Here is a 24,859-nt window from a genome sequence, read left to right as displayed (position 1 = left end):
GCCGTGGCCTCCCAAGGAGTCGCCGAGGCCCGGGCCAAGCACTTCGACGTCGTCATCGTCGACACCGCCGGCCGACTCGGCATCGATGACGAGATGATGGCGCAGGCCGCCGCCATCCGCACGGCCGTCAGCCCCGACGAGGTGCTGTTCGTCCTCGACGCCATGATCGGGCAGGACGCCGTCACCACCGCCGAGGCGTTCGGCGCGGGTGTCGGGTTCACCGGCGTCGTGCTGACCAAGCTCGACGGTGACGCCCGCGGCGGCGCCGCCCTGTCGGTGCGCGAAGTCACCGGTGTGCCAATCCTTTTCGCATCCACCGGCGAAAAGCTCGATGACTTCGACGTGTTCCATCCAGACCGGATGGCCAGCCGCATTCTGGGCATGGGCGATGTGCTGAGCCTGATCGAGCAGGCCGAGCAGGTCTTCGACGCCCAGCAGGCCGAGGCCGCCGCCGCCAAGATCGGCACCGGCGAGCTGACCCTGGAGGACTTCCTCGAACAGATGCTCGCGATCCGCAAAATGGGGCCGATCGGCAACCTGCTGGGCATGCTGCCCGGCGCCGGCCAGATGAAGGAGGCACTGGCCGCCGTCGACGACAAACAACTCGACCGCCTGCAGGCCATCATCCGCGGGATGACACCCGAGGAGCGGGCCGACCCCAAGATCATCAACGCCTCACGGCGGCTGCGGATCGCCAACGGTTCGGGTGTGACGGTCTCGGAGGTCAACCAGCTGGTCGACCGCTTTTTCGAGGCCCGCAAGATGATGTCGTCGATGATGGGCAGCATGGGCATGCCGGGCCTGGGACGTAAATCGTCGCGAAAAGCCAAGGGGGGCAAGGGGAAAAAGGGCAAGAAGCGCGGTCCTACCCCGCCGAAACCGCGCAGCCCGCTGGGCGCCGGCATGCCGGCGGGATTCCCGGATCTGTCGCACCTGCCGGAAGGGCTCAACGAGCTGCCACCGGGGCTGGCGGATTTCGACTTGTCCCAACTGAAGTTCCCCGGCAAGAAGTAGGCGCTGGGTGCGACTGCACATCCGCGGCAACGGCCTGCCCGACGACGCCCCGCTGGAGCGCTGGATCGTCGACGGAAAGATCAGCGTCGAACCAGTCACAGGCGCTGACACCGTCTTCGACGGCGGCTGGATCATCCCAGGACTGGTCGACGCGCACTGCCACGTCGGGCTGGGCGCGCACGGCGCCATCGAACTCGACGAGGCGATCAACCAGGCGCAGACGGAACGCGACGTCGGCGCGTTGCTGCTGCGGGACTGCGGCTCACCGACTGATACCCGCCCCCTGGATGAGCATGCCGACCTGCCGCGCATCATCCGCGCCGGTCGGCATCTGGCCAGACCCAAGCGCTATACGCCGGGCTTCGCAATCGAACTCGACGACGAGTCGCAGCTGCCGCAGCTAGTGGCCGAACAAGCCAGGCGCGGCGACGGATGGGTGAAGCTGGTCGGCGACTGGATCGACCGGCGCATCGGCGATCTGGCACCGCTGTGGTCCGACGAGGTGCTCAAGACGGCGATCGACGCCGCGCACTCCCACGGAGCACGGGTCACCGCGCACGTCTTCGGCGAGGACGCGCTGCCGGGCTTGATCAACGCCGGAATCGACTGCATCGAGCACGGCACCGGAGTCACCGACGACACCATCGAGCTGATGGTCGAGCACCGCACCGCATTGGTGCCGACCCTAATCAATATCGAAAACTTCCCCGGCATCGCTGCGTCGGCGGAAAAGTACCCGACCTACGCCGCCCACATGCGCGACCTGCACGCCACGTGCTCTTCGCGGATGGCCGCCGCGCGCGATGCCGGCGTAGCGGTGTATGCCGGCACCGATGCCGGCACCATGGTCGCCCACGGCCGCATCGCCGACGAGGTCGAGGCGCTCAAGGGCATCGGGATGAGTCCCACCGAGGCGCTGGGCGCAGCGTCATGGGATGCCCGACGCTGGCTGGGCCGGCCCAGCCTGGACCACGGTGCCTCGGCAGACCTGTTGTGCTACAACGACGATCCCCGGCATGGTCCCAGTGTGTTGAGAAGCCCCGACCTGGTGATCTTGCGCGGGCGGATGTTCTGACAAGACGCGGGGCAGCGACCGCCGATAGGATCGGTGAATGCCGTTGGCCCCTGGGTCGACCTTTGCTGGATACACCATCGTTCGGATGCTGGGCACTGGCGGCACCGGTGAGGTCTATCTCGCTCAGCATCCGGCGCTTGCTCGCCAGGACGCGTTGAAAGTCCTTCCCCGGTCGATGACAGCGGACCGCAAGTTTCGCGAAAGGTTCCACCGCGAGACCGAGATCGCCGCGACGCTGTATCACCCGCACATCGTGGAGGTGTATGGCCGCGGCGAGTTCGACGGACAGCTGTGGATCGCGATGGAGTACCTCAACGGCATCACCGCCGCGCAGCTCATGCGAGAGCAGTTTCCGGCCGGGATGCCCGCTGGCGAGGCGCTGTCGATCATCGCCGCCATCGCCTGGGCACTGGATTACGCGCACCAACGCGCAATGTTGCACCGCGCTGTCAAACCGGCCAACATCTTTTTGACCAACCCGGGCGGCGGTGAACCACGAATCCTGTTGGCTGACTTCGGTTTAGCGCGACAGATCGGTACCCTCCGACGGCTGGCGCGCAAGGAGCTGACCCCGGACGCGCTCGCCTATGCCGCGCCCGAACAGCTGACCGGCTCGCGCATCGACGGGCGCGCTGACCAGTATGGGCTGGCGGCCACCGCATTTCATCTGCTGACCGGTGCGCCGCCGTACCAGGATGTCGACATCAGTCAGCGGCGCAGCGCCGCGCCACCCACCCTCGGCGATCGGCACCCGGATCTGTGGCGTCTCGACGGCGCGCTGTCCACCGCGCTTGCCGAAAACCCCGCCGACCGGTTCGGCAGCTGTCGCCAGTTCGCCGACGCGCTGAGCGGAATGGCCGGCGTCTCGGTCGGTGATCGCAGCCCCGAGGCCGTACTCACCCTCGATTACCCCGACGACGCGAGGGTCGCACGCCAAGCCGACGCAGGCGAACTGCCCTACAAACCTCGCGGGGGAGTGATCGCAACGCTGGTGCGGCGGCTGCCACGACGGCGCGCTACCGTAGCGGTCCCGGCGAGTCGCCGGTGGCCGTGGATCTTGCTCGGGTCGGCTGTCGGGGTGGTGCTCACCTTGGTCGGCGTGCTGGCCGGTGTCATGCTCAGCCGCAAGACCCAGGCGCCGTCCACCCCCGTCGCCATCCCGACAACGCGGACTTCGACTGCGGCGCCGGCCCCGACGACCAAGAGCGCGGCACCGGGGCCAGGTGACATGCTCGACGGCACCTACCAGGTCGACGTCAACCGTGCGCAGCAAACCTACAATGACGCGCCCGACCCGCAGCCACCCAACGTGACCACCTGGTGGGCCTTCCGCGCGTCGTGCACACCCGCGGGATGCGTCGCCAGCGGAATCTTGCTGGACGACGACAACCACCAAACAGTCAGTACGACAGCCGGCACCCACGTCCTAGTCCTGGATTTCCGCGACGGCGCCTGGCAGTCACGGCCGGAAACCGTAAAGTTCCCATGCCTCGGGCCACACGGAACAACGGCCAACGAGACCACCACGCAGGTCATCTCACTGCAACCACAGGAGCACGGCCCACTACGCGGCGTGATGACCGTGACCGTCGAGACCGACGAATGCGCTCAAAAAGGAGGTCAGATCGTGATCCCCGCGGTGGCTGGGCGGGTCGGCGACGTGCCACCGGGGCTCGTCATGCCCAGCCCGGAGCCAACTACTCCGACTGCGCCCGCCACTACGACCCGTACTCGCTGAGCCCGTGGTCACGACGACGCGACAGCGAAAGATTGTAAGTACTTACTAACTCTGCTACGCTCGCCGGACCCCACCACCGGGAGGCACCGTGAGCTACGACGTGGTCATCCGCGACGGCCTGTGGTTCGACGGCACCGGCCGTTCGCCGCAGCAGCGCACCCTTGGAATCCGCGACGGCGTCGTCGCAGCAGTGTCGGCCGAACCGCTGGACGAGACGGGCTGCCCCGAAGTGATCGATGCGGCCGGCAAGTGGGTCGTCCCCGGCTTCATCGACGTGCATACCCATTACGACGCCGAGGTGCTGCTGGACCCCGGATTGCGCGAGTCGGTGCGCCACGGCGTTACCACGGTGCTGCTGGGAAACTGTTCGCTGTCGACGGTTTACGCCGACGCCGCCGACGCGGCCGACCTGTTCAGCAGGGTCGAGGCGGTGCCGCGCGAGTTTGTGTTCGGCGCGCTACAAGCCGAGAAGACCTGGTCGACGGCCGCTGAATACGTTGCCGCGCTTGACGAGCTGCCCCTTGGCCCGAACGTCGGCTCGCTCATCGGCCATTCGGATCTGCGGACCGCGGTGCTCGGCCTGGGCCGGGCCACCGACGACGAAGTGCGACCGACCGACGCCGAACTCGAGCGGATGGCGGCGTTGCTGGACGAGGCACTCGACGCAGGGCTGCTGGGCATGTCGGGGATGGACGCGGCCATCGACAAACTCGACGGCGACCGGTACCGGTCGCGTGCGCTGCCGTCGACGTTCGCGACGTGGCGGGAACGGCGCACGCTGATCGAGGTGCTGCGCAGGCGGGACCGGATTCTGCAGAGCGCGCCCAATGTCGCCAAGCCGTCATCGGCGCTGCTGTTTTTCTTGTCCAGCAGCCCAATGTTCGGGCGCCGCAAGCCGGTGCGGATGAGCCTGCTGGTATCGGCGGACACCAAGTCGGCACCCGGGGCCGTATATGTCTTCGGACCCGGGACCCGGCTGCTCAACGTGGTGCTTGGCTCACAGGTACGGTTGCAGCACCTGCCCGTGCCGTTCACGTTGTACTCCGACGGGATCGATCTCCCGGTCTTCGAGGAGTTCGGCGCAGGAACCGCAGCCCTGCATCTGCGCGACCAGCTTGAGCGCAACGAGCTGCTGGCCGACATCGATTACCGGCGCGAATTCCGCCGGGAATTCGACCGCAAAAAGCTTGGACCCGCGTTGTGGCATCGCGATTTTCACGATGCGGTGATTGTCGAGTGTCCGGATACATCGTTGATCGGCAAGAGCTTCGGGGCGATCGCCGATGAGCGCGGACTGCATCCGTTGGATGCGTTCCTGGACGTGCTGGTCGACAACGGTGAGCGAAACGTCCGGTGGACGACCACGGTCGCCAACCATCGGCGCAAGCAGCTCGACAAGCTCGCCGCCGAACGGAGTGTCCATATGGGTTTCTCGGATGCGGGCGCGCACCTGCGCAATATGGCGTTCTACAACTATCCGCTACGGCTGCTCAAGCGCGTGCTGGAGGCCCAGCGCGCGGGCCATCCTTTCCTCAGCGTCGAGCGTGCGGTGTATCGGCTGACCGCCGAAGTGGCCGACTGGTTCGGGCTGGACGCCGGCACGCTGCGACAGGGCGACCGCGCGGATTTCGTGGTCATCGATCCGGCCGGTCTGGACGAGTCGGTGGACGGCTACTACGAGGAGGCGGTCGGGTTCTACGGCGGCTTGCGCCGCATGGTCAATCGCAACGATGCAGCCGTCGTCGCCACCGGTGTGGGCGGCGGGGTGGTGTGCCGACACGGCCAGTTCCGCGACGGCTACGGAAAGACGGTGAAGTCCGGCCGGTTCTTGCGGGCAGCGGCTCACCATGATCACGGGGCACTCCTCTGACATGGCGAGGACTCAGCAGCAACGCCGCGACGAAACCGTCGCCCGACTGCTTGACGCCAGCATCGCAACCATCGCCGAGATCGGGTACGCGCGGGCGTCAGCCGCGGTGATCAGCAAGCGCGCCAACGTATCCGACGGCGCGCTGTTTCGTCACTTCGCCACCATGGGCGACTTCATGGCGGCCACCGCAAATGAAGCGTCACGGCGCCAGCTCGACTTGTTCACCAAGCAGGTCGCCGAGATCCCCGCTGACAGGCTGCCTTTGGAGGCTGTGCTGACGATTCTGCGGGACATCACCCGTAATTCGACAAACGCGGTGTTGTACGAACTGATGGTCGCTGCGCGCACCGACGAAAAGCTCAAGGAGACTTTGCAAAACGTCCTCGAGCAATACAGCTCGAAGATCTACGACGTCGCCCGGGCGCTTCCGGGCGCCGACAGTTTTCCGGAAGACATCTTCGCCGCTGTGGTTGCCATGGTCGCCAACACATTTGACGGCGCGGCCATCGTGCAAGCAGTGCTGCCCCAGCCCGACATCGAAGCGCAGCGGATACCGCTTCTGGTGTCGCTGCTCGACGCCATAGCCCAAGTGCCGGACGACGATTGAGCTGAGTCGGGGTTCAGCGCAGCCCAGTCCACATCAGATGCACCCGCGTCCCGGTATTCGAGGTGTGGATTTTCGCCTCGTCGGCAAGCGATTTCATCAACGGAATGCCGCGGCCCCGTATCCCGGCAGGCGATGGATGCTGCGGGTCCATAGTCGGCCACGCCACTTGCCGTAATCGATCACCGTGACGGTCAAACGGTCGGATTCGCGGATTGCGGACACGTCGACGGTCTCGAGCGGCTACAGGGTGCCGATGGCCGACTGCGGGCCTTGGGTGAATCCCCAGTCGAGCAGGCCGGCTGCTTGATCCCAGTAGGTGGGTCCGCCGTCGTGCACCAGGCCGTACATCATGGCGATGACCAGTCGCCGGCCATTGCGGGCGGCGGCCCCGACGAACGTCTTGCGGGCGGCATTGGTGAACCCGGTCTTGCCGCCGATCGCGCCGGGGTATCGCTGCAGCAGCTCGTCTTGGTTGACGATCTGGCGCTCGCCGCTGTCACCGGGAAACGGGGCCGACGGCGCCGCCGTGATCTGCGCGAACAGGGGATTGGCCATAGCTGCCCGGAAGATGGCGGCCAGGTCATGCGCGGTCGACCAGCCCGAACCGCCTGGCCCGTCCAGACCTGATGGGGTAGCTGCCTCGGTGTTGGCCGCACCCAGCGCGGCGGCCTTGGCGTTCATCTTGGCCACGGCGGCCTGCTGGCCGCCCAGCATGTGGGCCAGGGTGTTGGCCGCATCGTTCCCCGACACCAGCAGCAGGCCGTCGAGCAACTGGCGTGTGGTGTAGGTGCGGCCCGGTTTGACTCCGACACAGCTGCACTCCACCTGGGTGTCGGCGGCGTCGGCGACGACCGTCGAGTCCATGTTCAGCTCGTCCAGCACCACCAGCGCTAACAGCACTTTGATGGTGCTCGCAGGCGGGTGGCGCACGTTCTCGTCGCGAGCGGCCAACACCTGGCCGGTGTCGAGGTCAGCGACGATCCAGGTCTGTGCCGGGCCGTCGGGTATTGCCACCGACCCCACCGGCTGAGCACCGGCGTCGGCCGAGGCCGTAGGGGCATGCCAGCCGACCACGGCGGCGAAGACGACAGCGAAACACGACACAAGCCTTCGCATGGTCGCTGAGCGTAGCCGTCGCCGCGGCATCGTGTTCAATCAATTCCCATGTTGAGCCTGGCCGAAATATCGGACCGCTTGGAGATCCAGCAGCTGCTGGTGGACTACTCCACCGCCATCGACTCGCGTCGATTCGACGACCTCGACACGGTGTTCACCCCGGATGCGTATATCGATTACAGCGCCTTCGACGGAATAGTTGGGCGCTACTCGGAGGTAAAGGCGTGGCTGGCCGAGGTGTTGCCGAACTTCGCCAACTACGCCCACATGCTGGGGCTGCCGTCGATCCGCGTTGACGGCGACACCGCAACGGCGAGGACCTTTTGTTTCAACCCGATGGTGTTCGGCGGCGACAAGCCCAGCACCATGCTGCTGGGCCTGTGGTACGAGGACGAGTTCGTGCGCACGCCGCAGGGGTGGCGGATGAGCCGCCGCGTTGAGGCCAAATGCTTCGACCGGAGTCCCTGACGCTCGTTGAGTGGATTTCGACGGTGCGGGTGTGCTCTGGCACAATTGGCGGCTGTCCGCCGCGTGACTTGCCGTTTTAGGTGTCGCCCGGCCAGACGGACACGCGAGGCAAAACCGGACACTGGCATCCCGCCAGGGTCGCTGAATTGCAGCGTGACACCCACAGGAGAGTTCGCTTAACCATGGCTGTAAAGATCAAGCTCACCCGGCTTGGCAAGATCCGCAATCCCCAGTACCGCATCGCGGTCGCCGATTCGCGCACCCGCCGCGACGGCCGCGCCATCGAGATCATCGGCCGCTACCACCCCAAGGAAGAGCCGAGCCTCATCGAGATCAACTCCGAGCGTGCCCAGTACTGGCTGTCTGTGGGCGCTCAGCCCACCGAGCCTGTTTTGAAGCTGCTGAAGATCACCGGTGACTGGCAGAAGTTCAAAGGACTGCCCGGTGCCGAGGGCAAGCTGAAGACCCGGGCACCGAAGCCGAGCAAGCTTGAGCTGTTCAACGCCGCGCTCGCCGCCGCCGAGGGTGGACCCACCACCGAGGCCGCGACACCGAAGAAGAAGGCTCCGGCCAAGAAAGCCGCGGCCAAGAAAGCCGCTGAGGCCGAAAAGACGGCTGAGGCGGACCAGGCCCCTGAGCCCGAGCAGGCCGCTGAGCCGGCGCCGGCCGAGCAGCCTGAGCAGGCGGCTGCGGGCGGCGACCAGGCGACCGAGAGTTGAGTGGCGCGATGAGCACCGTCGTCGTCGACGCGGTCGAGCATCTGGTCCGTGGCATCGTCGACAACCCCGACGATGTCCGGGTCGACATGGTGACCAATCGGCGTGGCCGGACCGTGGAAGTGCACGTGCACCCCGATGATCTCGGCAAGGTGATCGGCCGCGGGGGACGCACCGCGACCGCGTTACGCACTCTGGTCGCAGGCATCGGTGGGCGCGGTATTCGTGTCGACGTGGTGGACACCGACCAGTAGCGGAACTCAAAGCTGATGGACCTGGTGGTCGGGCGCGTGGTGAAAGCGCACGGCGTCACCGGCGAAGTTGTCGTCGACGTCCGCACCGACGAGCCCGATACTCGGTTCGCCCCGGGATCGGTGTTGCGCGCCAAGGGATCTGACGATGAGCGCAGCTATGTTGTCGATGCGGCCCGGCCGCACGGCGGGCGACTTTTGGTGCGGCTGGCCGGCGTGGCCGACCGGGATGCGGCCGACGCGCTGCGCGGCAGCCTGCTGGTAATCGACTCCGTAGACCTGCCGCCGATCGACGACCCGGACGAGTACTACGACCATCAGCTGGAAGGTCTGCGGGTACGCACGACCACCGGGCAGGACATCGGCACCGTGACCGAAGTGCTCCACACCGCCGCCGGTGAACTGCTGGCAGTCAACCGCGATGACGCCGGTGAGCTGCTGGTGCCGTTCGTCAGCGCGATCGTGACATCGGTGTCGCTGGAATCTCGCACTGTCGAGATCGACCCGCCCGAGGGCCTGCTGGAGTTGGGGATCTAGTGCGTATCGACGTTGTGACGATCTTCCCGGAGTACCTCGATCCGCTGCGGCAGTCCTTACCCGGCAAGGCGATCCAATCGGGCGTGGTCGAGTTGCATGTGCACGACCTGCGGCGCTGGACCCACGACGTGCACCGCTCGGTGGACGACACCCCCTACGGCGGCGGTCCCGGGATGGTGATGAAGGCGCCGGTGTGGGGCGAAGCGCTGGATGAAATCTGTTCGAGCCAAACGCTTCTCATTGTGCCGACGCCGGCTGGTGTGCTGTTCAACCAGGCCGCTGCGCAGCGCTGGAGCACCGAGGCGCATCTGGTGTTCGCCTGCGGCCGTTACGAGGGTATCGACCAGCGGGTGATCGACGACGCCGCCCGCCGGATGCGGGTCGAGGAGGTTTCGATCGGTGATTATGTGTTGCCGGGCGGGGAGTCGGCAGCGCTGGTCATGATCGAGGCGGTGCTTCGGCTGCTGCCCAACGTCTTGGGCAATCCGCTGTCGCACCAAGACGACTCGCATTCCCGTGGCCTGCTGGAAGGGCCCAGCTACACTCGTCCGCCAAGCTGGCGTGGCCTTGATGTCCCCGAGGTACTGCTCTCCGGTGACCACGCGCGGATCGCCGGCTGGCGCGAGCAGGTCGCGCTGCAGCGCACCCGGGAACGGCGGCCAGATCTGCTCGAGTAGCGGTGCGCAATCAGATACGGCCGGTCGGGAACATGGTCTTGACGGCCTTGGTGATCGCGTCCCGCGCGGTGGCGTCGTCAGAGGGCTGCAGCGACTCGACCACCATGACGTAGCGGCTGTCCGGACCGACCACTCCGGTCGACAGGTGCATCCAGTCCTCGCCGATACAGCACATCCAGCCCTGTTTGACAGCAACTGGTTCTGCATACAGACCGTCAGGGATGCCGAACCGCTGCGGGTAGCCGTCGACTCCGGTAGGCGTAGACCTGGCGAGGTCGTCGATGATGATCTTGGCCCGCTCGGGCGGCAGGCCGCCGGCGCCGTCGAGCAGCATCCGGTAGTAGCGGACCAGGTCGCCTGTCGAGCTGATGGTGTTCCACCAGCGCCCATCGCTGGGCGGTTGGGTGGAGGTGAGCCCGTAGCGGCTCGCCACCTGGCCGATGATTTGCTCGCCACCAGCCTGGCTCCAGAACCTCTCCGCGGCGTCGTCGTCGGATGACTGCAGCATGGCGTCCAATGACCTGTGATCGCCGGCGGATAGCTTGGTCCTGCCCTGCGATTCTTGCAGCAACAGCTCGTCGGCAATGAACAGCTTGGCGACCGATGCGGTGGCGATCACCTCGGTATTGCCGCTGGCGACCAGCTGGTTGGTAGCGCGGTCAAGCACCGCAACCGAGAGGCTGGCGCCGTCGGCGGCGGCTTGGTAGCTGGCCCGCTGGATCCGGTCTTGCAATCCGCCGAGCGTCCCGAAACGTGCCAGTTGCTGTGGGGCGATCGCCTGGACCAGCGGTGCAACCGGGGTGCTGCGCCGCGGTGACGGCTTGGCAGCGGAGGCGCCGTACACCTTGGCCTCGCAGCCAGCCACCAACGCCATCAGGATCACCACTGTGGTGACGACTAGCATCGGCGGCCGCGGTCGCATGCCCCTCCTCAGGCGGTAGAGATCACGGATTGGAACGTGCCGCGCTGCACCTGCCCGGCGCGTCAAGCCGAGGCTTTCCCGTTCCTGTAGTTAGGCCTCCGTCATATCTACCACCCGCGGACGGCTTTGCACCTTAGCGACGGGCGGTGATTCCCTGTGATTTCGCTGCGGTGAGGGGCATCTGGCACAATTGACCAGTTGTCTCCCGCAGCTGTCGGTGGGCCGCTGCCCCCGCATGTTTGCGAGATACGCTTAGATGCCCGAATTCATCGGCTCGGTGATCGCCTCGCGTTTGCGCGGGCAGTGTCCCGCAGCCGCGACCTGCAAGGAAGTGCCTGTCGAAATGAACACGCTGGACTTCGTCGATAAGGCGTCGCTGCGCGACGACATCCCGGCCTTCAACCCCGGGGACACAGTCAACGTGCACGTCAAGGTGATTGAGGGCAACAAGCAGCGCATCCAGGTGTTCAAGGGCGTGGTGATCCGCCGCCAGGGCGGCGGCGTCCGTGAGACCTTCACCGTGCGCAAGGAAAGCTACGGCGTCGGCGTCGAACGCACCTTCCCGGTGCATTCGCCCAACATCGACCACATCGAGGTGGTGACCCGCGGAGACGTTCGCCGCGCCAAGCTTTACTACCTGCGCGAGCGTCGCGGCAAGAAGGCGAAGATCAAAGAAAAGCGCTGAATTCGCGACCCGCTGCGCCCGGCTCCGCCGCGCTTGCGATCGCCTCGCGCTTGATTGGTCGGCGACCCGCTGCGCCCGGCTCCGCCGCGCTTGCGATCGCCTCTGGCCTGGTTTGTCGGCGACCCGCTGCGCCCGGCTCCGCCGCGCTTGCGATCGCCTCTAGGCTGATGGCGTGACCGAAACCGCCGACTCGTCGCCTGAGCGCCAAGCCGATTCCGATCCGGCGGAGCCCCAAGTCGCTACCCGCGATCCTGCCTCCAGCGATACGGCCACCCAAGAAGAGGGCGGGCAAGAACCCAAACGCAATAAGCGGGCGGCGATGCGCGAAGCAGCGATCCTGGCTGCGATCGCGGTGGTGCTCTACTACGTCATGTTGACGTTCGTTGCGCGGCCCTACCTGATCCCCTCCGAGTCCATGGAACCCACCCTGCACGGGTGTTCGGGTTGTGTGGGTGACCGCATCATGGTGGATAAGATCAGCTACCGGTTCGGCTCACCGCAACCCGGCGACGTCATCGTCTTCAAGGGACCGCCGTCGTGGAACATCGGGTACAAGTCGATCCGCTCGCACAACACCGTGCTGCGCTTGTTGCAGAACGGGCTGTCATTCGTCGGCTTCGTCCCGCCCGACGAGAACGACTTGGTCAAGCGCGTCATCGCAGTGGGGGGCCAGACCGTGCGCTGCCGGGCCAACACCGGTCTGACAGTCGACGGCAGCCGGTTGAAGGAGCCGTATCTGAATGCGGCGACGATGATGGCAGACCCGTCGGTGTATCCGTGTCTGGGCGGCGAGTTCGGACCGGTCACCGTTCCGCAGGGACGGCTGTGGGTGATGGGCGATAACCGCACCCACTCGGCGGACTCGCGGGCCCACTGCACCAGCGTGCCGGCGGACGCGCTGAAGGGTCTGCTCTGCACCGGCGACCCGATGTCGGCCACTGTGCCGGTGAGCAACGTTATCGGCAAGGCCCGATTCATCGTGTGGCCGCCGTCGCGCTGGGGCACAGTGAAGTCGGTGAACCCTCAACAAGGCCGATAGCCATGACCACGACGTGGCCGCCGCGGACGGTAATCCGCAAATCGTCCGGGTTGCGCACCCTGGAATCGGCCCTGTATCGCAGCGGGCTGGGACCGGTGGCCGGCGTCGACGAGGTGGGCCGCGGCGCCTGCGCGGGACCGCTGGTAGTGGCGGCCTGTGTGCTCGGCCCGGGGCGGCTGGAAAGCCTAGCGGCCCTTGATGATTCGAAGAAACTCACCGAGAAGACCCGCGAGAAGCTGTTCCCGGTGATCCGCCGCTATGCGCTGGCCTACCACGTGGTGTTCATTCCGCCCGCCGAAGTCGACCGGCGCGGTGTGCATGTTGCCAACATCGAGGGCATGCGGCGAGCGGTGGCAGGCCTGTCGGTACGCCCGGGGTATGTGCTCAGCGACGGCTTTCGGGTGCCTGGGCTGTCGATACCGTCGCTGCCGGTGATCGACGGCGACGCGACGGCGGCCTGCATCGCCGCCGCCAGCGTGCTGGCGAAGGTCAGCCGGGACCGGTTGATGGTGGCGCTGGACGCGCAGCATCCCGGGTACGGCTTCGCCGAACACAAGGGCTACTGCACGCCCGCACACAGCGCGGCGTTGACCGCGTTGGGTCCTTGCCCAGAGCACCGCCATTCGTTCATCAACGTCCGGCGGGTGGCGACGGCATCGGGCACCCGGGTAGTCACGGAATTCAAGTCGACTACACCGGACCGGCTCGGTGGAAACGGGTGGGGGAAGATGGGACCCGGGGAACTTGCCGAGGGAGAAGGACGACCGGGCAAATGAGTGCCGAAGATCTCGAGAAGTACGAAACCGAGATGGAGCTCTCGCTGTACCGCGAATACAAGGACATCGTGGGCCAGTTCAGCTACGTCGTGGAGACCGAGCGGCGGTTCTACCTGGCAAATAGCGTGGAGATGGTGCCGCGCAACGCCGACGGCGAGGTCTATTTCGAGCTGCGACTCGCCGATGCCTGGGTGTGGGACATGTACCGGCCGGCCCGGTTCGTCAAGCAGGTGCGAGTTGTTACCTTCAAAGACGTCAACATCGAGGAAGTCGAGAAACCCGAGCTGCGGCTGCCCGAGTAAGCGACGTTAGACCCCGACAGCGCGTTCCAGGTCTTTCAGCGACGTCTCCAGATGGCCGAGCATGCGCTGCATGTGCGGCACACTGCCCCGAGCGGCGACCAGGCCGAAATCGAGGTTTTCGCCGTTGGTGGTTACGGTGATGTTCATCGCCTGCCCGTCCAGCGGGATCGACAGCGGATAGTTTCCGACCATCCGCGCGCCGCGCCAATACAGCGGCTCCTGCGCTCCTGGCACGTTCGAAATCACGATGTTGAACGGCGGTGGCGCGGTGCGGATGAAGCCGGGAATGAGCCCGAGGAACAGCCCGCCGACGTTGAACGCGGACAGCGCCAACTGCTGCACGGGCGGAAGCTGTTTGAAGATGTTTTTGCTCTCGCACATCGACACGTTGATCGCCTGGAGGCGTTTGGCCGGGTCGTCAATGTGCGTGTTCAGGTCGGACAAGAGCGTACCCACCATGTTGCCGCCGCCGTCGTCGTCGTCTTTGCGCAGGCTGACCGGAACCATCGCGACCAGCGGGGTGTCGGGAAGGGCATTCTGTTCGATCAAATAGGCGCGCAGCGCGCCGGCCGACATCGCCAAAACGACGTCGTTGAGGGTCACGCCGCTGGCGTTCTTGACGTGGCGGATGCGATCCAGTGACCACGATTGGGCCGCCACTCGCCGCGCCCCTCCGATACGGACGTTGAACATCGATTTCGGGGCCTGGAAGGGCAACGCCAGTTGCTGTTCGAGTAACGCCGCGCGTGCCAGCGACAGGGTCGACGGCGCCAAGGCAGCGGTCGAGCCCAGCGCCCCCGTCAGCCTTTGCAGCGCAGACGGCCCCCCGCCACTGCTTTGCCGACGGCGCGGCTTGAGCGCCCAGGGCACCCGTATCTCCTCGTCGTCGGGATCGGTGGTGAACGCCCGCTGCATCAACTTCGCGGCTGACACGCCGTCGAGCAGTGATTGGTGGAACTTGATGTAGACGGCATAGCGCCCGTCGGCGAGTCCTTCCACCAGATGTGCTTCCCACAGCGGCCGGTGGCGGTCCAGCAGCGCCCCGTGCAGCCGAGAGACCACTTCCAGCAGCTCACGGACCCGACCGGGGGTCGGTATTGCTGAGCGCCTGAAGTGGTAGTCGAGTTCGACCTCGTCGTCAAAGGTCCACGCCACATTGGTGACGGGGCCGAAGAACGCCGGATGCTTGCGGAAAGTGGGCTGGACATCGGTGCAGCCGAGCATCGCATCGTAGGACTCGCGCACGAAGTCCGGTCCCTTGTCTTCGGGCGGCTGGAAGAGCTGCAAGCAGCCGACATGCATGGGATGTTCGCGCGATTCGCCCACCAGAAACATGACGTCGGCCGGTGATATCAGCTCCATGGTTTTCTCCCACGCTCGAGTGTTCTTCCTCACTTTGTAACCTTGCCAGGCGCTCGTCACACCCGCTACGCGGATTCCGGCGTTTGCGCTCTCAGCTCCGCCGGGAAGAATGTGCCAATGGGATTGACCGTCGCCGTCACCGGCCCCACTGGAGAAATCGGTATCTCGGCCGTGACGGCGTTGGAGCGCGAACCCGCCGTGGAGAACATCGTCGGGATGGCGCGTCGCCCGTTCGACCCGGTGACGTTGGGGTGGGAGAAGACCACCTACCACGAGGGCGACGTCTTGGACCGCGACGCGGTCGACGCGCTCGCCGCCGACGCCGATGTGGTCATCCACTTGGCGTTCACCATCATGGGTTCGCGCGAAGAGAGCGCCCGGATCAACCTCCAGGGCACCCGCAACGTCTTCGAGGCGACCGTCGCCGCCGAGCGGCCGCGGCGGCTGGTGTACACCTCCTCGGTGGCTGCGTACGGCTACCACACCGACAACCCCGTGCCGCTGACCGAGGATGTGCCGCCACGCGGATCACCCGAGCACTATTACTCCGAGCAGAAGGCCGCGTGTGAGGCCGCGCTCGCCGAAATCACCGCGGGCTCGTCGCTGGAGGTGTTCATCCTTCGCCCCTGCATTGTCGCCGGGCCCACGGCCCGCGCCCTGGCCGACGCGATGCCGTGGAACCAACTGCCCGCTCCGATCCGCGCAGTGACCGGGCTGGTCCCCGTGCTGAAGCCGGTGGTGCCCGATCCGGGTATCCCGTTGCAGCTCGTCCACCACGACGACGTCGCCGCCGCGATCGCGTTGGCCGCCACCGCACCGGCACCGCCCGGCGCATACAACCTCGCCGGTGATGGGACGGTAACCGTCTCCGATGTGGCCAAGGCGCTGGGCGGCCGACCGGTCCGGGTGCCGGCTGCTGCCGCGTCGGCGGCGTCTGCGGCGATTTCGCGGTTGCCGTTCATCCCGTCGGCGCTTGAATGGCTGCATGTGTCCCGTGCGTCCGTGGTAATGGACACGACGAAGGCGAAACGGGACCTCGGTTGGCAGCCGACGTACTCCTCGGCGGAGACGCTGGCAGCGCTTGCCGCGGCGCTGTGAGTCGGGCGACGCTGCTATACGCCGGGGGCAAGGAGGTCGTCGCTGCCGGACGGCAGCTGGCCGCGATGTTGGATGACGGCGCGAGCTACGTCGGCCAGCTTGATGTTCAGGTCCTGGGAGTAGTGCCGGAGCAGTTCGAACGCGTCCTGCTCGGAGAAGTTGTGGAGCAGCATCAACATGCCGATGGCCTTGCCGATTTCGCGGTTGCTCAGCAACCCGCGCCGCAGGGTGGCGGCGTCCTCGCCCTGGCGGATCGCGTTGATCGCCACGCTGGCGAAAGCCGCCAGCACGACGGCCTGTCCGGCGGACTCGGTGTTGAAGCGATTGGGGCTATCGCTAAAAAGGTTGAGCGCACCGCTTTTTCTACGATCGACCAAAATCCGGAAACCCATCGCGCCGCGTACCGGTGTCTCGGCGACCAGCCGGGCCGCGAGCTCGGGCCATCGACACGGTGTGGTCAGGTCCGGCTCGATTTGCGGGGCTTCCTCCTCGATGGCGTCGAGGCACGGCCCGTCGCCGACACTGCGTTCAAAGTCGTCGATTAGCAGCGCGATCCGGTCACTGGCGCCGACGGTGACGTAGTCACCGTTGCGGCGTACCAACAAGCTGGCGTGGTCGCACCCTGACACAGTGAGAGTGGCGGCAACACAGATGGCCGCGTACACCTCACTGGGGTCCGAGCCCTGATAGATGATCTCGGCAAGTGCGGTGAACACAGTCGCGGGATCTGCTGTTGCAGGACCCGGCGGTGACATACCGGGGCCGGCGGTTAGTTCGTCCGCCACGTCGATCCCTCGTTTCAATCTTCCCTGGTCGGCAATTGTCGGCGGCGTTGGTCACCGGCGACGACCAGGTGAGCAGGAGTCAGTTATATAGTCTGCCCGCCCGATGGGCCTAATTCGCTCACTATTGTCACCTCCGGCTCCGGCGTCAAACGCCAATCCCGGTTGCCACCCACCTCAGAATTGCTGTGGACCAACACGCGGCTGGGGATAACCGGCCGCTGCGGCGCGGAAGCGGCCTTGCTGCCGGCTTGGCGCGTCGGCGTTCCCCGGCAGTGTGACGGCATGACGACGTTGAGCCGGGCCGAGCTGGGCGCGCTTGGTGAGCAGCTGGCCGTAGACCATCTGACCCAGTTGGGGTTGCGGGTTTTGACCCGCAACTGGCGCTGCCGGTATGGCGAACTGGACGTGATCGCCGCCGATGCGGGTGCGCGCACAGTGGTATTCGTCGAGGTGAAGGCTCGCACCGGCGACGGTTTCGGCGGCCTGGCACACGCCGTGACCCCGCAGAAGGCCCGCAGGCTGCGGCGGCTCGCTGCGTTATGGCTGGCCGGTCAAGACCGGAGCTGGGATGCCATCCGCATCGATGTCATCGGCGTGCGGATCGGACGCTGCCGCACGCCGGAGATCACTCACCTGCAGGGGATCGGCTGATGGCGTTGGGGCGGGCATACTCCGTCGCTGTGCGCGGACTGGACGGGGAGATCGTCGAAATCGAAGCCGACATCACCTCAGGCCTGCCGGGCGTGCACCTGGTGGGTCTGCCCGATGCCGCGCTGCAGGAATCCCGGGATCGGGTGCGGGCGGCGATCACCAACTGCGGGAATCAATGGCCGATGAGCCGGCTCACCCTCGCGTTGTCGCCGGCGACGCTGCCGAAAATGGGGTCGGTTTACGACCTGGCGCTGGCCGCGGCCGTGTTGTCGGCGCAACGGCGAAAGCCGTGGCAGCGGTTGGAGACGACGGTGCTACTGGGTGAGCTGGCGCTGGACGGGCGGGTGCGTCCGGTGCACGGGGTGCTGCCGGCGGTGGTGGCGGCCAAGGCCGACGGGTGGTCCACCGTGGTGGTCCCGGCGGACAACCTCGCGGAGGCCAGTCTGGTCGACGGTATCGACGTGTGGGGTGTGCGCAGCCTCGGGCAGCTGCAGGCTTGGCTCGGCGGAACGGCGTCGCTGGAGGACAGGATCGCCGCGATATCGGCCGCGCCCGAGCCGTCGGCTGACCTGGCCGATGTGGTGGGGCAGGCCCAGGCCCGCTTCGCGGTGGAGGTAGCCGCCGCCGGGGCGCATCATCTCATGCTGACCGGTCCGCCCGGTGTAGGCAAAACCATGCTGGCGCAACGCCTTCCGGGATTACTGCCGCCGCTATCGGAAAGCGAGTCGTTGGAGGTCACCGCGATCCACTCGGTGGCCGGCCTGCTGTCGGAGACGACGCCGTTGATCACCAGGCCGCCGTTCGTCGCGCCGCATCACAGCTCCAGCGTCGCCGCGCTGGTCGGCGGCGGTTCGGGGATGGCGCGGCCGGGTGCGGTCAGCCGCGCTCACCGTGGAGTGCTGTTCCTCGACGAGTGCGCCGAGATTCGGGTCAGTGCACTGGAGGCTTTGCGAACCCCATTGGAGGATGGGGAGATTCGCCTGGCCCGCCGTGACGGAGTGGCGCGCTATCCGGCACGATTCCAACTGGTGCTGGCCGCCAACCCGTGCCCGTGCGCGCCCGCTGATCCGCGCGACTGTATGTGCGCCCCCATGGCCAAACGGCGCTATCTGGGCAGGCTTTCGGGGCCCCTGCTGGATCGAGTAGACCTGCGCGTCGAGATGCATCCGGTGCGGGGCAGCGCGTTCTCGGCCACCCAGGGCGAGTCGACCGCGCAGGTACGCAGCCGGGTTGCGCAGGCCCGCGACGCGGCGGCCGAACGGTGGCGACCACACGGATTCCGCACGAACGCCGAGGTCAGCGGCGCCCTGCTGCGGCGGAAATTCCGACCGGACAGCGTGGCGATGGCGCCACTGCGCGCCGCGCTGGACCGCGGGCTGCTCAGCATCCGCGGCGTCGACCGCACACTGCGGGTCGCGTGGACGCTGGCCGATTTGGCGGGCCGCTCATCGCCCGGTGTCGACGAGGTCGCCACGGCGCTGAGCTTTCGCCAAGCTGGAGCGTCACGATGACGCGGTCGGTCGACGACCCGACGCTGAGGGCATGGGCGTACCTATCGCGAGTGGCCGAACCGCCGTGCGCCGAGCTGGTGGCTCTAGTCCGACGTGTCGGTCCGGTGGAGGCCGCCGAACGGGTTCAGGGTGGCCACGTCGACGAGATGCTGGCGCGGCACACCGAAGCCAGACGTGAAATAGACCAGGCCGCAGCGGATCTCGACCTGCTATTCCATCGCGGCGGTCGCCTGATCACCCCGGACGACGATGAGTGGCCTGCGCTCGCTTTTATCGCATTCGACGGCGCGTCTGCCAAAGCCAAACCGCAGGCCCGGCCGCCGCTGGTCTTGTGGGCGCAAGGTCCCGCGCTGCTCGATGAAACCGCGGAGCGCGCCGCCGCGGTGGTCGGGACCCGCGCTGCCACGGCGTACGGCGAGCACGTGGCGGCCGATCTCGCCGCAGGGCTGACGGAGAGCGGCGTTGCGGTTGTCTCCGGCGGCGCCTACGGCATCGACGGTACAGCCCACCGCGCCGCGCTGGCGTCCGACGGAGTCACCGTGGCAGTGCTCGCCGGTGGCATCGACATCCCTTATCCCGCAGGCCATTCGGCGCTGCTCCATCGTATCGGCACACACGGCCTGCTGGTCACCGAATATCCGCCCGGTGTGCGGCCGGCGCGCCACCGGTTCTTGACCCGCAACCGGCTGGTCGCCGCGTTCGCGGGCGCGGCGGTCGTGGTTGAGGCCGGTCTGCGCAGCGGCGCCGCGAATACCGCTGCCTGGGCGCGGGCATTGGGCCGAGTGGTGGCCGCGGTTCCTGGCCCGGTCACCTCGTCGGCGTCCGCGGGTTGTCATGCCCTGCTCCGCTCGGGCGCGGAGTTGGTCACCCGCGCCAGCGACATCGTCGAGCTGGTCGGTCGGATGGGGGAATTGGCGCCCGACGAACCGCGGCCCGCGACCCCGCTCGACGCGCTCAGCGACACCGAACGGCAGGTCTATGAGGCGTTGCCGGGCCGCGGCGCCGCGCCCATCGACGAGATCGCCGTAGCGTCCGGGCTGCCGCCGGCCCAAGTTCTGGGGCCGTTGGCGATGCTGGAGGTCGCCGGTCTGGCTGAGCACCGGGACGGCTGTTGGCGGATCGTCCGAGCGGGTACACAGCAGCCGCCGCGGGCAGAACGGCTCGTATAGTCGACACGATCACTATGGAGGGAGGCGATGTGGCGGGTCGACCAGTGCACACCTTCGAAGTGGTGCGCCGCGAGCAGCTCGCACCACACATGGTCCGGGTGGTGCTTGGTGGAAACGGCTTCGACACATTCGTCCCCAACGACTTCAGCGACTCCTACGTCAAGCTGGTGTTCATCCCCGACGACGTCGACGTGGCCACGCTGCCGCAACCGCTGACCCTGGACAGCTTCGCCGGTTTACCTGCCGAAAAGCAGCCGGTGATCCGGACCATGACTGTGCGTCGTGTCGACCCCGCAGCCCGCGAGCTCACCATCGACATCGTGGTGCACGGCGAGCACGGGGTGGCCGGACCCTGGGCGGAAGCCGCCGACCCGGGCCAGCCGATGTACCTGATGGGTCCGGGCGGAGCGTATTCCCCCGACCCGGGGGCCGACTGGCACCTACTGGCCGGTGACGAATCCGCCCTGCCTGCCATGGCCGCAGCACTGGAGGCCTTGCCGGACAACGCCGTTGGCAAGGCGTTCATCGAGATCGCCGGTCCCGAAGACGAAATCCCGATTAGCGCACCGAAATTGGTACAGGTGAACTGGATCTACCGCGGCGGGCGGGCTGATCTGGTGCCCGAGGACCGGGCTGGTGATCACGCGCCGTTGATCGAGGCGGTCAGGACCACCCAGTGGCTGCCCGGCCAAGTGCACGTGTTCATCCACGGCGAAGCCCAGGCTGTCATGCACAACCTTCGCCGCTACATCCGCAAAGAGCGCGAAGTAGACGCGAAGTGGGCGTCGATCTCCGGTTACTGGCGGCGCGGCCGCACTGAAGAGACCTTCCGGCAATGGAAGAAGGAGCTCGCCGAGGCGGAGGCGGCCGGCGTCGCGGACTGATCACCGGCTGGCATCCTCATTGTCGTGGCGTTCTCCGATTACCAAAACGAGATCTACCTGCGAGGTTTGGCGGGCGTTGCTCCGTCACTACCCATGGCCTTCGCGGAATTAGAGGCCAAAGCACAGTCCGCAATGTCACCGGCGGTGTGGTCGTATGTGGCCGGCGGCGCCGGCGACGAACGCACTCAGCGGGCTAACTGCACCGCGTTCGAACGCTGGGGACTGATCCCGCGGATGTTCGTCGGCGCCACCGAGCGCGACCTGTCCGTCGAACTGTTCGGTCTGCGGTTGCCCTCGCCGGTGTTCATGGCGCCCATCGGAGTCATCGGCATCTGCGCCCAAGACGGCCACGGCGACGTGGCCACCGCCCGCGCCGCAGCCCGCACCGGTGTACCGATGGTGGTGTCGACGCTGACCGCCGACCCGCTGGAGCAGGTCGCCACCGAGTTCGGCGACACCCCAGGCTTTTTCCAGCTGTACACACCCACTGATCGGGAGCTGGCCGCCAGCTTCGTGCATCGTACCGAGGCGGCGGGCTACCGGGGCATCGTCGTCACGTTGGACACCTGGGTGCCCGGTTGGCGGCCGCGCGATCTCCGCACGGCGAACTTCCCGCAGCTTCGGGGCCACTGCCTGAGCAACTACACCAGCGACCCGGTGTTCCGCGCCGGCCTGCAACGCCCGCCGGAAGAAGACCCGCAGGGCGCTGTTCTGCGCTGGGTTCAGCTATTCGGCAATCCGCTGACGTGGCACGACCTGCCGTGGCTGCGGTCGCTGACCAAGCTGCCGCTGATCGTCAAGGGCATCTGTCACCCCGACGACGCGCGGCGCGCCAGAGACGCTGGCGTCGACGGTATCTACTGCTCCAACCACGGCGGACGCCAAGCCAACGGTGGTCTGCCCGCGCTGGACTGCTTGCCGGACGTGGTCGAGGCCGCCGCCGGGTTACCGGTGCTGTTCGACTCCGGCGTGCGCAGCGGCGCCGACATCATCAAGGCTCTGGCCTTGGGCGCAACCGCGGTGGGCATCGGCCGGCCCTACGCCTACGGCCTTGCGCTCGGCGGGGTCGACGGCATCGTGCATGTGCTGCGCGCGCTGCTGGCCGAAGCCGACCTGATCATGGCCGTTGATGGCTATCCTCTGCTGAGCGATCTCACACCGGCGGCGTTGCGTCCGGTCCGCTAGCCCGTGCCGCGAACCGCAACGTAGGACGCGAATCGCGACACACGCGCCTCGCCTGGCCGCCTTGCCCGCAAGCGTCTGCGACGGTAAAGGAGTGCCGCCTGAGATCGAGGGCATCCTCGACGAGTTCGACGAGTATCTGGCGCTGGAACGCGGCCGCTCTGCCCACACCCGTCGGGCATACCTGGGCGACTTGCGGTCATTGTTCGGCTTTCTCGCCCAACGCGCGCCCGGCGCAGACCTTAAGGCCCTGAGTTTGGCGGTGCTGCGGTCATGGCTGGCGGCCGAGGCAGGCGCAGGCGCGGCCCGCGCGACCCTGGCCCGGCGGACGTCAGCGGTCAAGGCCTTCACCGCATGGGCGTTGCGGCGCGGTCTGCTGGATACCGATCCGGCGGTGCGGCTGCAAACGCCCAAAGCGCGCCGCGCGCTGCCGGCTGTGCTACGCCAAGATCAGGCGTTGGCCGCCATGGCTGCCGCGAAAACCGGCTCGCAGCAACGAGATCCGCTGGCTTTGCGAGACCGGCTGATCGTCGAGTTGCTGTACGCCACCGGCATTCGGGTTAGCGAGTTGTGCGGGCTGGACATCGACGATGTCGACCTCGGTCATCGGTTGCTGCGGGTGCTCGGCAAGGGCGACAAGCAGCGAACTGTTCCGTTCGGGGAGCCGGCCGCCGAGGTGCTGCGCGCGTGGCTGGTTGACGGGCGTCCCGCGCTGGCTACCGCCGAGTCCGGCCCGGCGTTGCTGCTAGGTGCCCGGGGGCGACGACTCGACGTGCGCCAGGCCCGAACGGTCGTGCACCATACCGTTGCCGCGGTCAACGGCGCGCCCGACATCGGGCCGCACGGGCTTCGGCACAGTGCAGCCACCCATCTGCTCGAGGGCGGGGCGGACCTGCGGGTGGTTCAGGAATTGCTCGGACATTCCAGCCTCGCGACCACCCAGCTCTACACCCACGTCTCGGTCGCACGGTTGCGCGCAGTCCACGACCAGGCTCATCCGCGGGCCTAGCCATTCCGTGATACGGGCAGGGAAGGCCCTGCAGCACCAGGCTATCGGCCGTACCCGCACAACGCCGAATGTGCAAGCTGCACACCGACTATCGCTAAGCGCACCGACTCTGCGGCAGTGGCTTTCATTCTGCGCGTACGGCGGGGTCGCGCGCGTAACCATCGCCGTGAGTGCAGACTCGACGCCGTCAGCGCAGACTCGACGCCATGAGCGCAGACCCGACGCCACCGAAATCAACCCTGCAGCGGCTTGAGCCGGATTGGTGTCGACGCCAGCAATGCCAACGGATCGACGTAGTCGGCGCGGGCCGCCGAGCCCCACATCGCGCCCCAGTGCAAGCAGGCGGCGGCCGCGCAGCCGGGGTGGCCCGCCACCAACTCGCCGATCACCGTCCCGATCCCGACTAGTTGACCGACTCGAACCGCCGCCCGCACCGGCTCGTAGCTGGTGTGCAAACCACCCCGGTGGGCCAGCGACACCACGGGCCGTCCCGCCAGCAACCCGGCGAACACAACGGTCGCGCTGCCCGCCGCATAGACAGGCTGGCCGGGGACACCGGCCAGATCCACCCCGCGATGCCCGCGATTCCAGTTGGGCGACGGCGCGTCGAAGCTGCGCACAACGGCCGGGCGCGGGCGCAACGGCCAGTCCAGCCGGGCCCGGTCGGCAACCGCCGGCGCCGCACACAGCAGCGCCGCCCCCAGCAGGACCGCAACAGACCGCATCCGATCAGTGCAGCGGGCTTTCGGCCCCGGCGCCAGGCAGGCTGTGGACAAAGCAGCAGCTACCGGCGTGTAAACTTATCGACGCAGTCCACGTCCGTGGGCTGACTTCGCGTGTCTGCCGCCAACAAGATGCCGTGCGGTCCCACTGGAAGCAATGCCAGATGGGTGCGGCATCCCGCAGACGCCAGGGCCTGGCTTCACCCGATGCCGGGCGACAACCGACCACAAGTAAAGGCACAGGCATGGCTGTTGTAACCATGAAACAGCTGCTTGACAGCGGCACCCACTTCGGGCACCAGACCCGGCGCTGGAACCCCAAGATGAAGCGGTTCATATTCACCGACCGCAACGGCATCTACATCATCGACCTGCAGCAGACGCTGACCTACATCGATAAGGCGTACGAGTTCGTCAAAGAAACCGTCGCCCACGGTGGCACCGTCCTGTTCGTCGGTACCAAGAAGCAGGCGCAGGAATCGATCGCCGCCGAAGCCACCCGCGTCGGCATGCCGTATGTGAACCAGCGCTGGCTGGGCGGCATGCTCACCAACTTCTCCACCGTGCACAAGCGGCTGCAGCGGCTCAAAGAGCTCGAGGCGATGGAGCAGACCGGGGGCTTCGAGGGCCGCACGAAGAAGGAAATTCTGGGGCTGACCCGCGAGAAGAACAAGCTCGAGCGCAGCCTCGGCG

26 protein-coding genes and 2 pseudogenes are annotated in these 24,859 nt (G+C 66.9%); 22 read left to right on the top strand and 6 right to left on the bottom strand.

Going from position 1 to position 24,859, the window contains the following annotated elements; all coding sequences use genetic code 11:
* The 5 genes from ACFE99_RS08895 to ACFE99_RS08875 form a co-directional block, all read left to right on the top strand.
* The coding region (locus ACFE99_RS08895; protein ID WP_375484391.1) for a signal recognition particle protein at positions 1 to 1,014 on the top strand (1,014 nt) is incomplete at its 5' end.
* 7 nt (positions 1,015 to 1,021) lie between these two features.
* Positions 1,022 to 2,089, top strand: a complete 1,068-nt coding sequence (locus tag ACFE99_RS08890; RefSeq protein ID WP_375484389.1) for an amidohydrolase family protein — start codon at positions 1,022 to 1,024, stop codon at positions 2,087 to 2,089.
* Between the two features lie 37 nt (positions 2,090 to 2,126).
* The gene (locus tag ACFE99_RS08885; protein ID WP_375484387.1) at positions 2,127 to 3,827 is read left to right on the top strand and encodes a serine/threonine-protein kinase; all 1,701 of its coding nucleotides are present in this window, start codon (positions 2,127 to 2,129) and stop codon (positions 3,825 to 3,827) included.
* An 88-nt stretch (positions 3,828 to 3,915) separates the two neighbouring features.
* Positions 3,916 to 5,697 (top strand): amidohydrolase family protein, encoded by a 1,782-nt coding sequence (locus ACFE99_RS08880; protein WP_375484385.1) that lies wholly within the window; start codon positions 3,916 to 3,918, stop codon positions 5,695 to 5,697.
* 1 nt (position 5,698) lies between these two features.
* Positions 5,699 to 6,304, top strand: a complete 606-nt coding sequence (locus ACFE99_RS08875; protein WP_375484383.1) for a TetR/AcrR family transcriptional regulator — start codon at positions 5,699 to 5,701, stop codon at positions 6,302 to 6,304.
* Positions 6,305 to 6,317: 13 nt separating this feature from the next.
* On the opposite strand, the gene ACFE99_RS08870 is transcribed toward ACFE99_RS08875, so the two are convergent.
* Together ACFE99_RS08870 and ACFE99_RS08865 are read right to left on the bottom strand one after the other, a co-directional pair.
* Complete coding sequence (locus ACFE99_RS08870) at positions 6,318 to 6,470, bottom strand: ATP-binding protein (protein WP_375484381.1); 153 nt, start codon at positions 6,468 to 6,470, stop codon at positions 6,318 to 6,320.
* A gap of 74 nt (positions 6,471 to 6,544) precedes the next feature.
* A complete protein-coding gene (locus ACFE99_RS08865) occupies positions 6,545 to 7,420 on the bottom strand; it encodes a D-alanyl-D-alanine carboxypeptidase family protein (protein WP_375484379.1) in 876 nt (291 codons plus the stop codon).
* A 48-nt stretch (positions 7,421 to 7,468) separates the two neighbouring features.
* On the opposite strand from ACFE99_RS08865, the gene ACFE99_RS08860 reads away from it, so the two are divergent.
* The 5 genes from ACFE99_RS08860 (at position 7,469) to trmD (ending at position 10,069) form a co-directional block, all read left to right on the top strand.
* Entirely contained in the window at positions 7,469 to 7,888 is a 420-nt protein-coding gene (locus ACFE99_RS08860) for a nuclear transport factor 2 family protein (protein ID WP_375484377.1), read from the top strand.
* Positions 7,889 to 8,070: 182 nt separating this feature from the next.
* A complete protein-coding gene (gene rpsP / locus ACFE99_RS08855; protein WP_375484375.1) occupies positions 8,071 to 8,607 on the top strand; it encodes a 30S ribosomal protein S16 in 537 nt (178 codons plus the stop codon).
* An 8-nt stretch (positions 8,608 to 8,615) separates the two neighbouring features.
* On the top strand, positions 8,616 to 8,858 hold the full coding sequence (locus ACFE99_RS08850; protein ID WP_029114920.1) for an RNA-binding protein: 243 nt from the start codon (positions 8,616 to 8,618) through the stop codon (positions 8,856 to 8,858).
* Positions 8,859 to 8,873: 15 nt separating this feature from the next.
* Positions 8,874 to 9,392 (top strand): ribosome maturation factor RimM, encoded by a 519-nt coding sequence (gene rimM, locus ACFE99_RS08845; protein ID WP_375484372.1) that lies wholly within the window; start codon positions 8,874 to 8,876, stop codon positions 9,390 to 9,392.
* Entirely contained in the window at positions 9,392 to 10,069 is a 678-nt protein-coding gene (gene trmD / locus ACFE99_RS08840) for a tRNA (guanosine(37)-N1)-methyltransferase TrmD (protein ID WP_375484370.1), read from the top strand. Before rimM ends, trmD begins: the two co-directional genes overlap by 1 nt.
* A 10-nt stretch (positions 10,070 to 10,079) precedes the next feature.
* Here the strand turns inward: trmD and ACFE99_RS08835 are convergent, their stop codons facing one another.
* Entirely contained in the window at positions 10,080 to 10,991 is a 912-nt protein-coding gene (locus tag ACFE99_RS08835) for a hypothetical protein (protein WP_375484368.1), read from the bottom strand.
* A 343-nt stretch (positions 10,992 to 11,334) separates the two neighbouring features.
* On the opposite strand from ACFE99_RS08835, the gene rplS reads away from it, so the two are divergent.
* The 4 genes and pseudogenes from rplS to ACFE99_RS08815 all read left to right on the top strand — a co-directional run bounded on the left by rplS (position 11,335) and on the right by ACFE99_RS08815 (position 13,793).
* Positions 11,335 to 11,676 carry a 50S ribosomal protein L19 gene (gene rplS, locus ACFE99_RS08830; RefSeq protein WP_375484399.1) on the top strand — a complete coding sequence of 114 codons (342 nt, stop codon included), beginning with the start codon at positions 11,335 to 11,337 and terminating at the stop codon, positions 11,674 to 11,676.
* Positions 11,677 to 11,848: 172 nt separating this feature from the next.
* Positions 11,849 to 12,715 carry a signal peptidase I gene (lepB, locus tag ACFE99_RS08825; RefSeq protein WP_375484366.1) on the top strand — a complete coding sequence of 289 codons (867 nt, stop codon included), beginning with the start codon at positions 11,849 to 11,851 and terminating at the stop codon, positions 12,713 to 12,715.
* A gap of 2 nt (positions 12,716 to 12,717) precedes the next feature.
* Positions 12,718 to 13,465, top strand: a pseudogene (locus ACFE99_RS08820) (ribonuclease HII); the annotation flags it as partial.
* A 22-nt stretch (positions 13,466 to 13,487) separates the two neighbouring features.
* A complete protein-coding gene (locus ACFE99_RS08815) occupies positions 13,488 to 13,793 on the top strand; it encodes a DUF2469 domain-containing protein (protein WP_012393608.1) in 306 nt (101 codons plus the stop codon).
* A gap of 6 nt (positions 13,794 to 13,799) precedes the next feature.
* Here ACFE99_RS08815 and ACFE99_RS08810 read toward each other — a convergent pair whose 3' ends face one another.
* Positions 13,800 to 15,155, bottom strand: a complete 1,356-nt coding sequence (locus tag ACFE99_RS08810) for a wax ester/triacylglycerol synthase family O-acyltransferase (protein WP_375484397.1) — start codon at positions 15,153 to 15,155, stop codon at positions 13,800 to 13,802.
* Positions 15,156 to 15,272: 117 nt separating this feature from the next.
* Here ACFE99_RS08810 and ACFE99_RS08805 point away from each other — a divergent pair, with 117 nt between their 5' ends.
* On the top strand, positions 15,273 to 16,253 hold the full coding sequence (locus tag ACFE99_RS08805; RefSeq protein WP_375484358.1) for an NAD-dependent epimerase/dehydratase family protein: 981 nt from the start codon (positions 15,273 to 15,275) through the stop codon (positions 16,251 to 16,253).
* A 14-nt stretch (positions 16,254 to 16,267) separates the two neighbouring features.
* Here the strand turns inward: ACFE99_RS08805 and ACFE99_RS08800 are convergent, their stop codons facing one another.
* Entirely contained in the window at positions 16,268 to 17,008 is a 741-nt protein-coding gene (locus ACFE99_RS08800; RefSeq protein ID WP_375484395.1) for a GAF and ANTAR domain-containing protein, read from the bottom strand.
* Between the two features lie 312 nt (positions 17,009 to 17,320).
* On the opposite strand from ACFE99_RS08800, the gene ACFE99_RS08795 reads away from it, so the two are divergent.
* The 6 genes from ACFE99_RS08795 (at position 17,321) to ACFE99_RS08770 (ending at position 23,444) form a co-directional block, all read left to right on the top strand.
* Complete coding sequence (locus ACFE99_RS08795; protein WP_375484356.1) at positions 17,321 to 17,689, top strand: YraN family protein; 369 nt, start codon at positions 17,321 to 17,323, stop codon at positions 17,687 to 17,689.
* Entirely contained in the window at positions 17,689 to 19,200 is a 1,512-nt protein-coding gene (locus tag ACFE99_RS08790) for a YifB family Mg chelatase-like AAA ATPase (protein WP_375484354.1), read from the top strand. Before ACFE99_RS08795 ends, ACFE99_RS08790 begins: the two co-directional genes overlap by 1 nt.
* Positions 19,197 to 20,369 (top strand): DNA-processing protein DprA, encoded by a 1,173-nt coding sequence (gene dprA / locus ACFE99_RS08785; RefSeq protein WP_375484352.1) that lies wholly within the window; start codon positions 19,197 to 19,199, stop codon positions 20,367 to 20,369. Before ACFE99_RS08790 ends, dprA begins: the two co-directional genes overlap by 4 nt.
* A 29-nt stretch (positions 20,370 to 20,398) precedes the next feature.
* Positions 20,399 to 21,253, top strand: a complete 855-nt coding sequence (locus ACFE99_RS08780) for a siderophore-interacting protein (RefSeq protein WP_375484350.1) — start codon at positions 20,399 to 20,401, stop codon at positions 21,251 to 21,253.
* 24 nt (positions 21,254 to 21,277) lie between these two features.
* Complete coding sequence (locus ACFE99_RS08775; RefSeq protein WP_375484348.1) at positions 21,278 to 22,438, top strand: lactate 2-monooxygenase; 1,161 nt, start codon at positions 21,278 to 21,280, stop codon at positions 22,436 to 22,438.
* A gap of 103 nt (positions 22,439 to 22,541) precedes the next feature.
* The gene (locus ACFE99_RS08770) at positions 22,542 to 23,444 is read left to right on the top strand and encodes a tyrosine recombinase XerC (protein WP_375484393.1); all 903 of its coding nucleotides are present in this window, start codon (positions 22,542 to 22,544) and stop codon (positions 23,442 to 23,444) included.
* 242 nt (positions 23,445 to 23,686) lie between these two features.
* Here the strand turns inward: ACFE99_RS08770 and ACFE99_RS08765 are convergent.
* Positions 23,687 to 24,169: pseudogene (locus ACFE99_RS08765) on the bottom strand (M23 family metallopeptidase); the annotation flags it as partial.
* A gap of 242 nt (positions 24,170 to 24,411) precedes the next feature.
* On the opposite strand from ACFE99_RS08765, the gene rpsB reads away from it, so the two are divergent.
* The coding region (rpsB, locus tag ACFE99_RS08760; RefSeq protein ID WP_375484346.1) for a 30S ribosomal protein S2 at positions 24,412 to 24,859 on the top strand (448 nt) is incomplete at its 3' end.

The organism is uncultured Mycobacterium sp. (assembly GCF_964249325.1).
Lineage (GTDB): Bacteria > Actinomycetota > Actinomycetes > Mycobacteriales > Mycobacteriaceae > Mycobacterium.
Note: the sequence above shows the minus strand (reverse complement) of the source record. Positions and strands in the feature narration are given on the sequence as shown.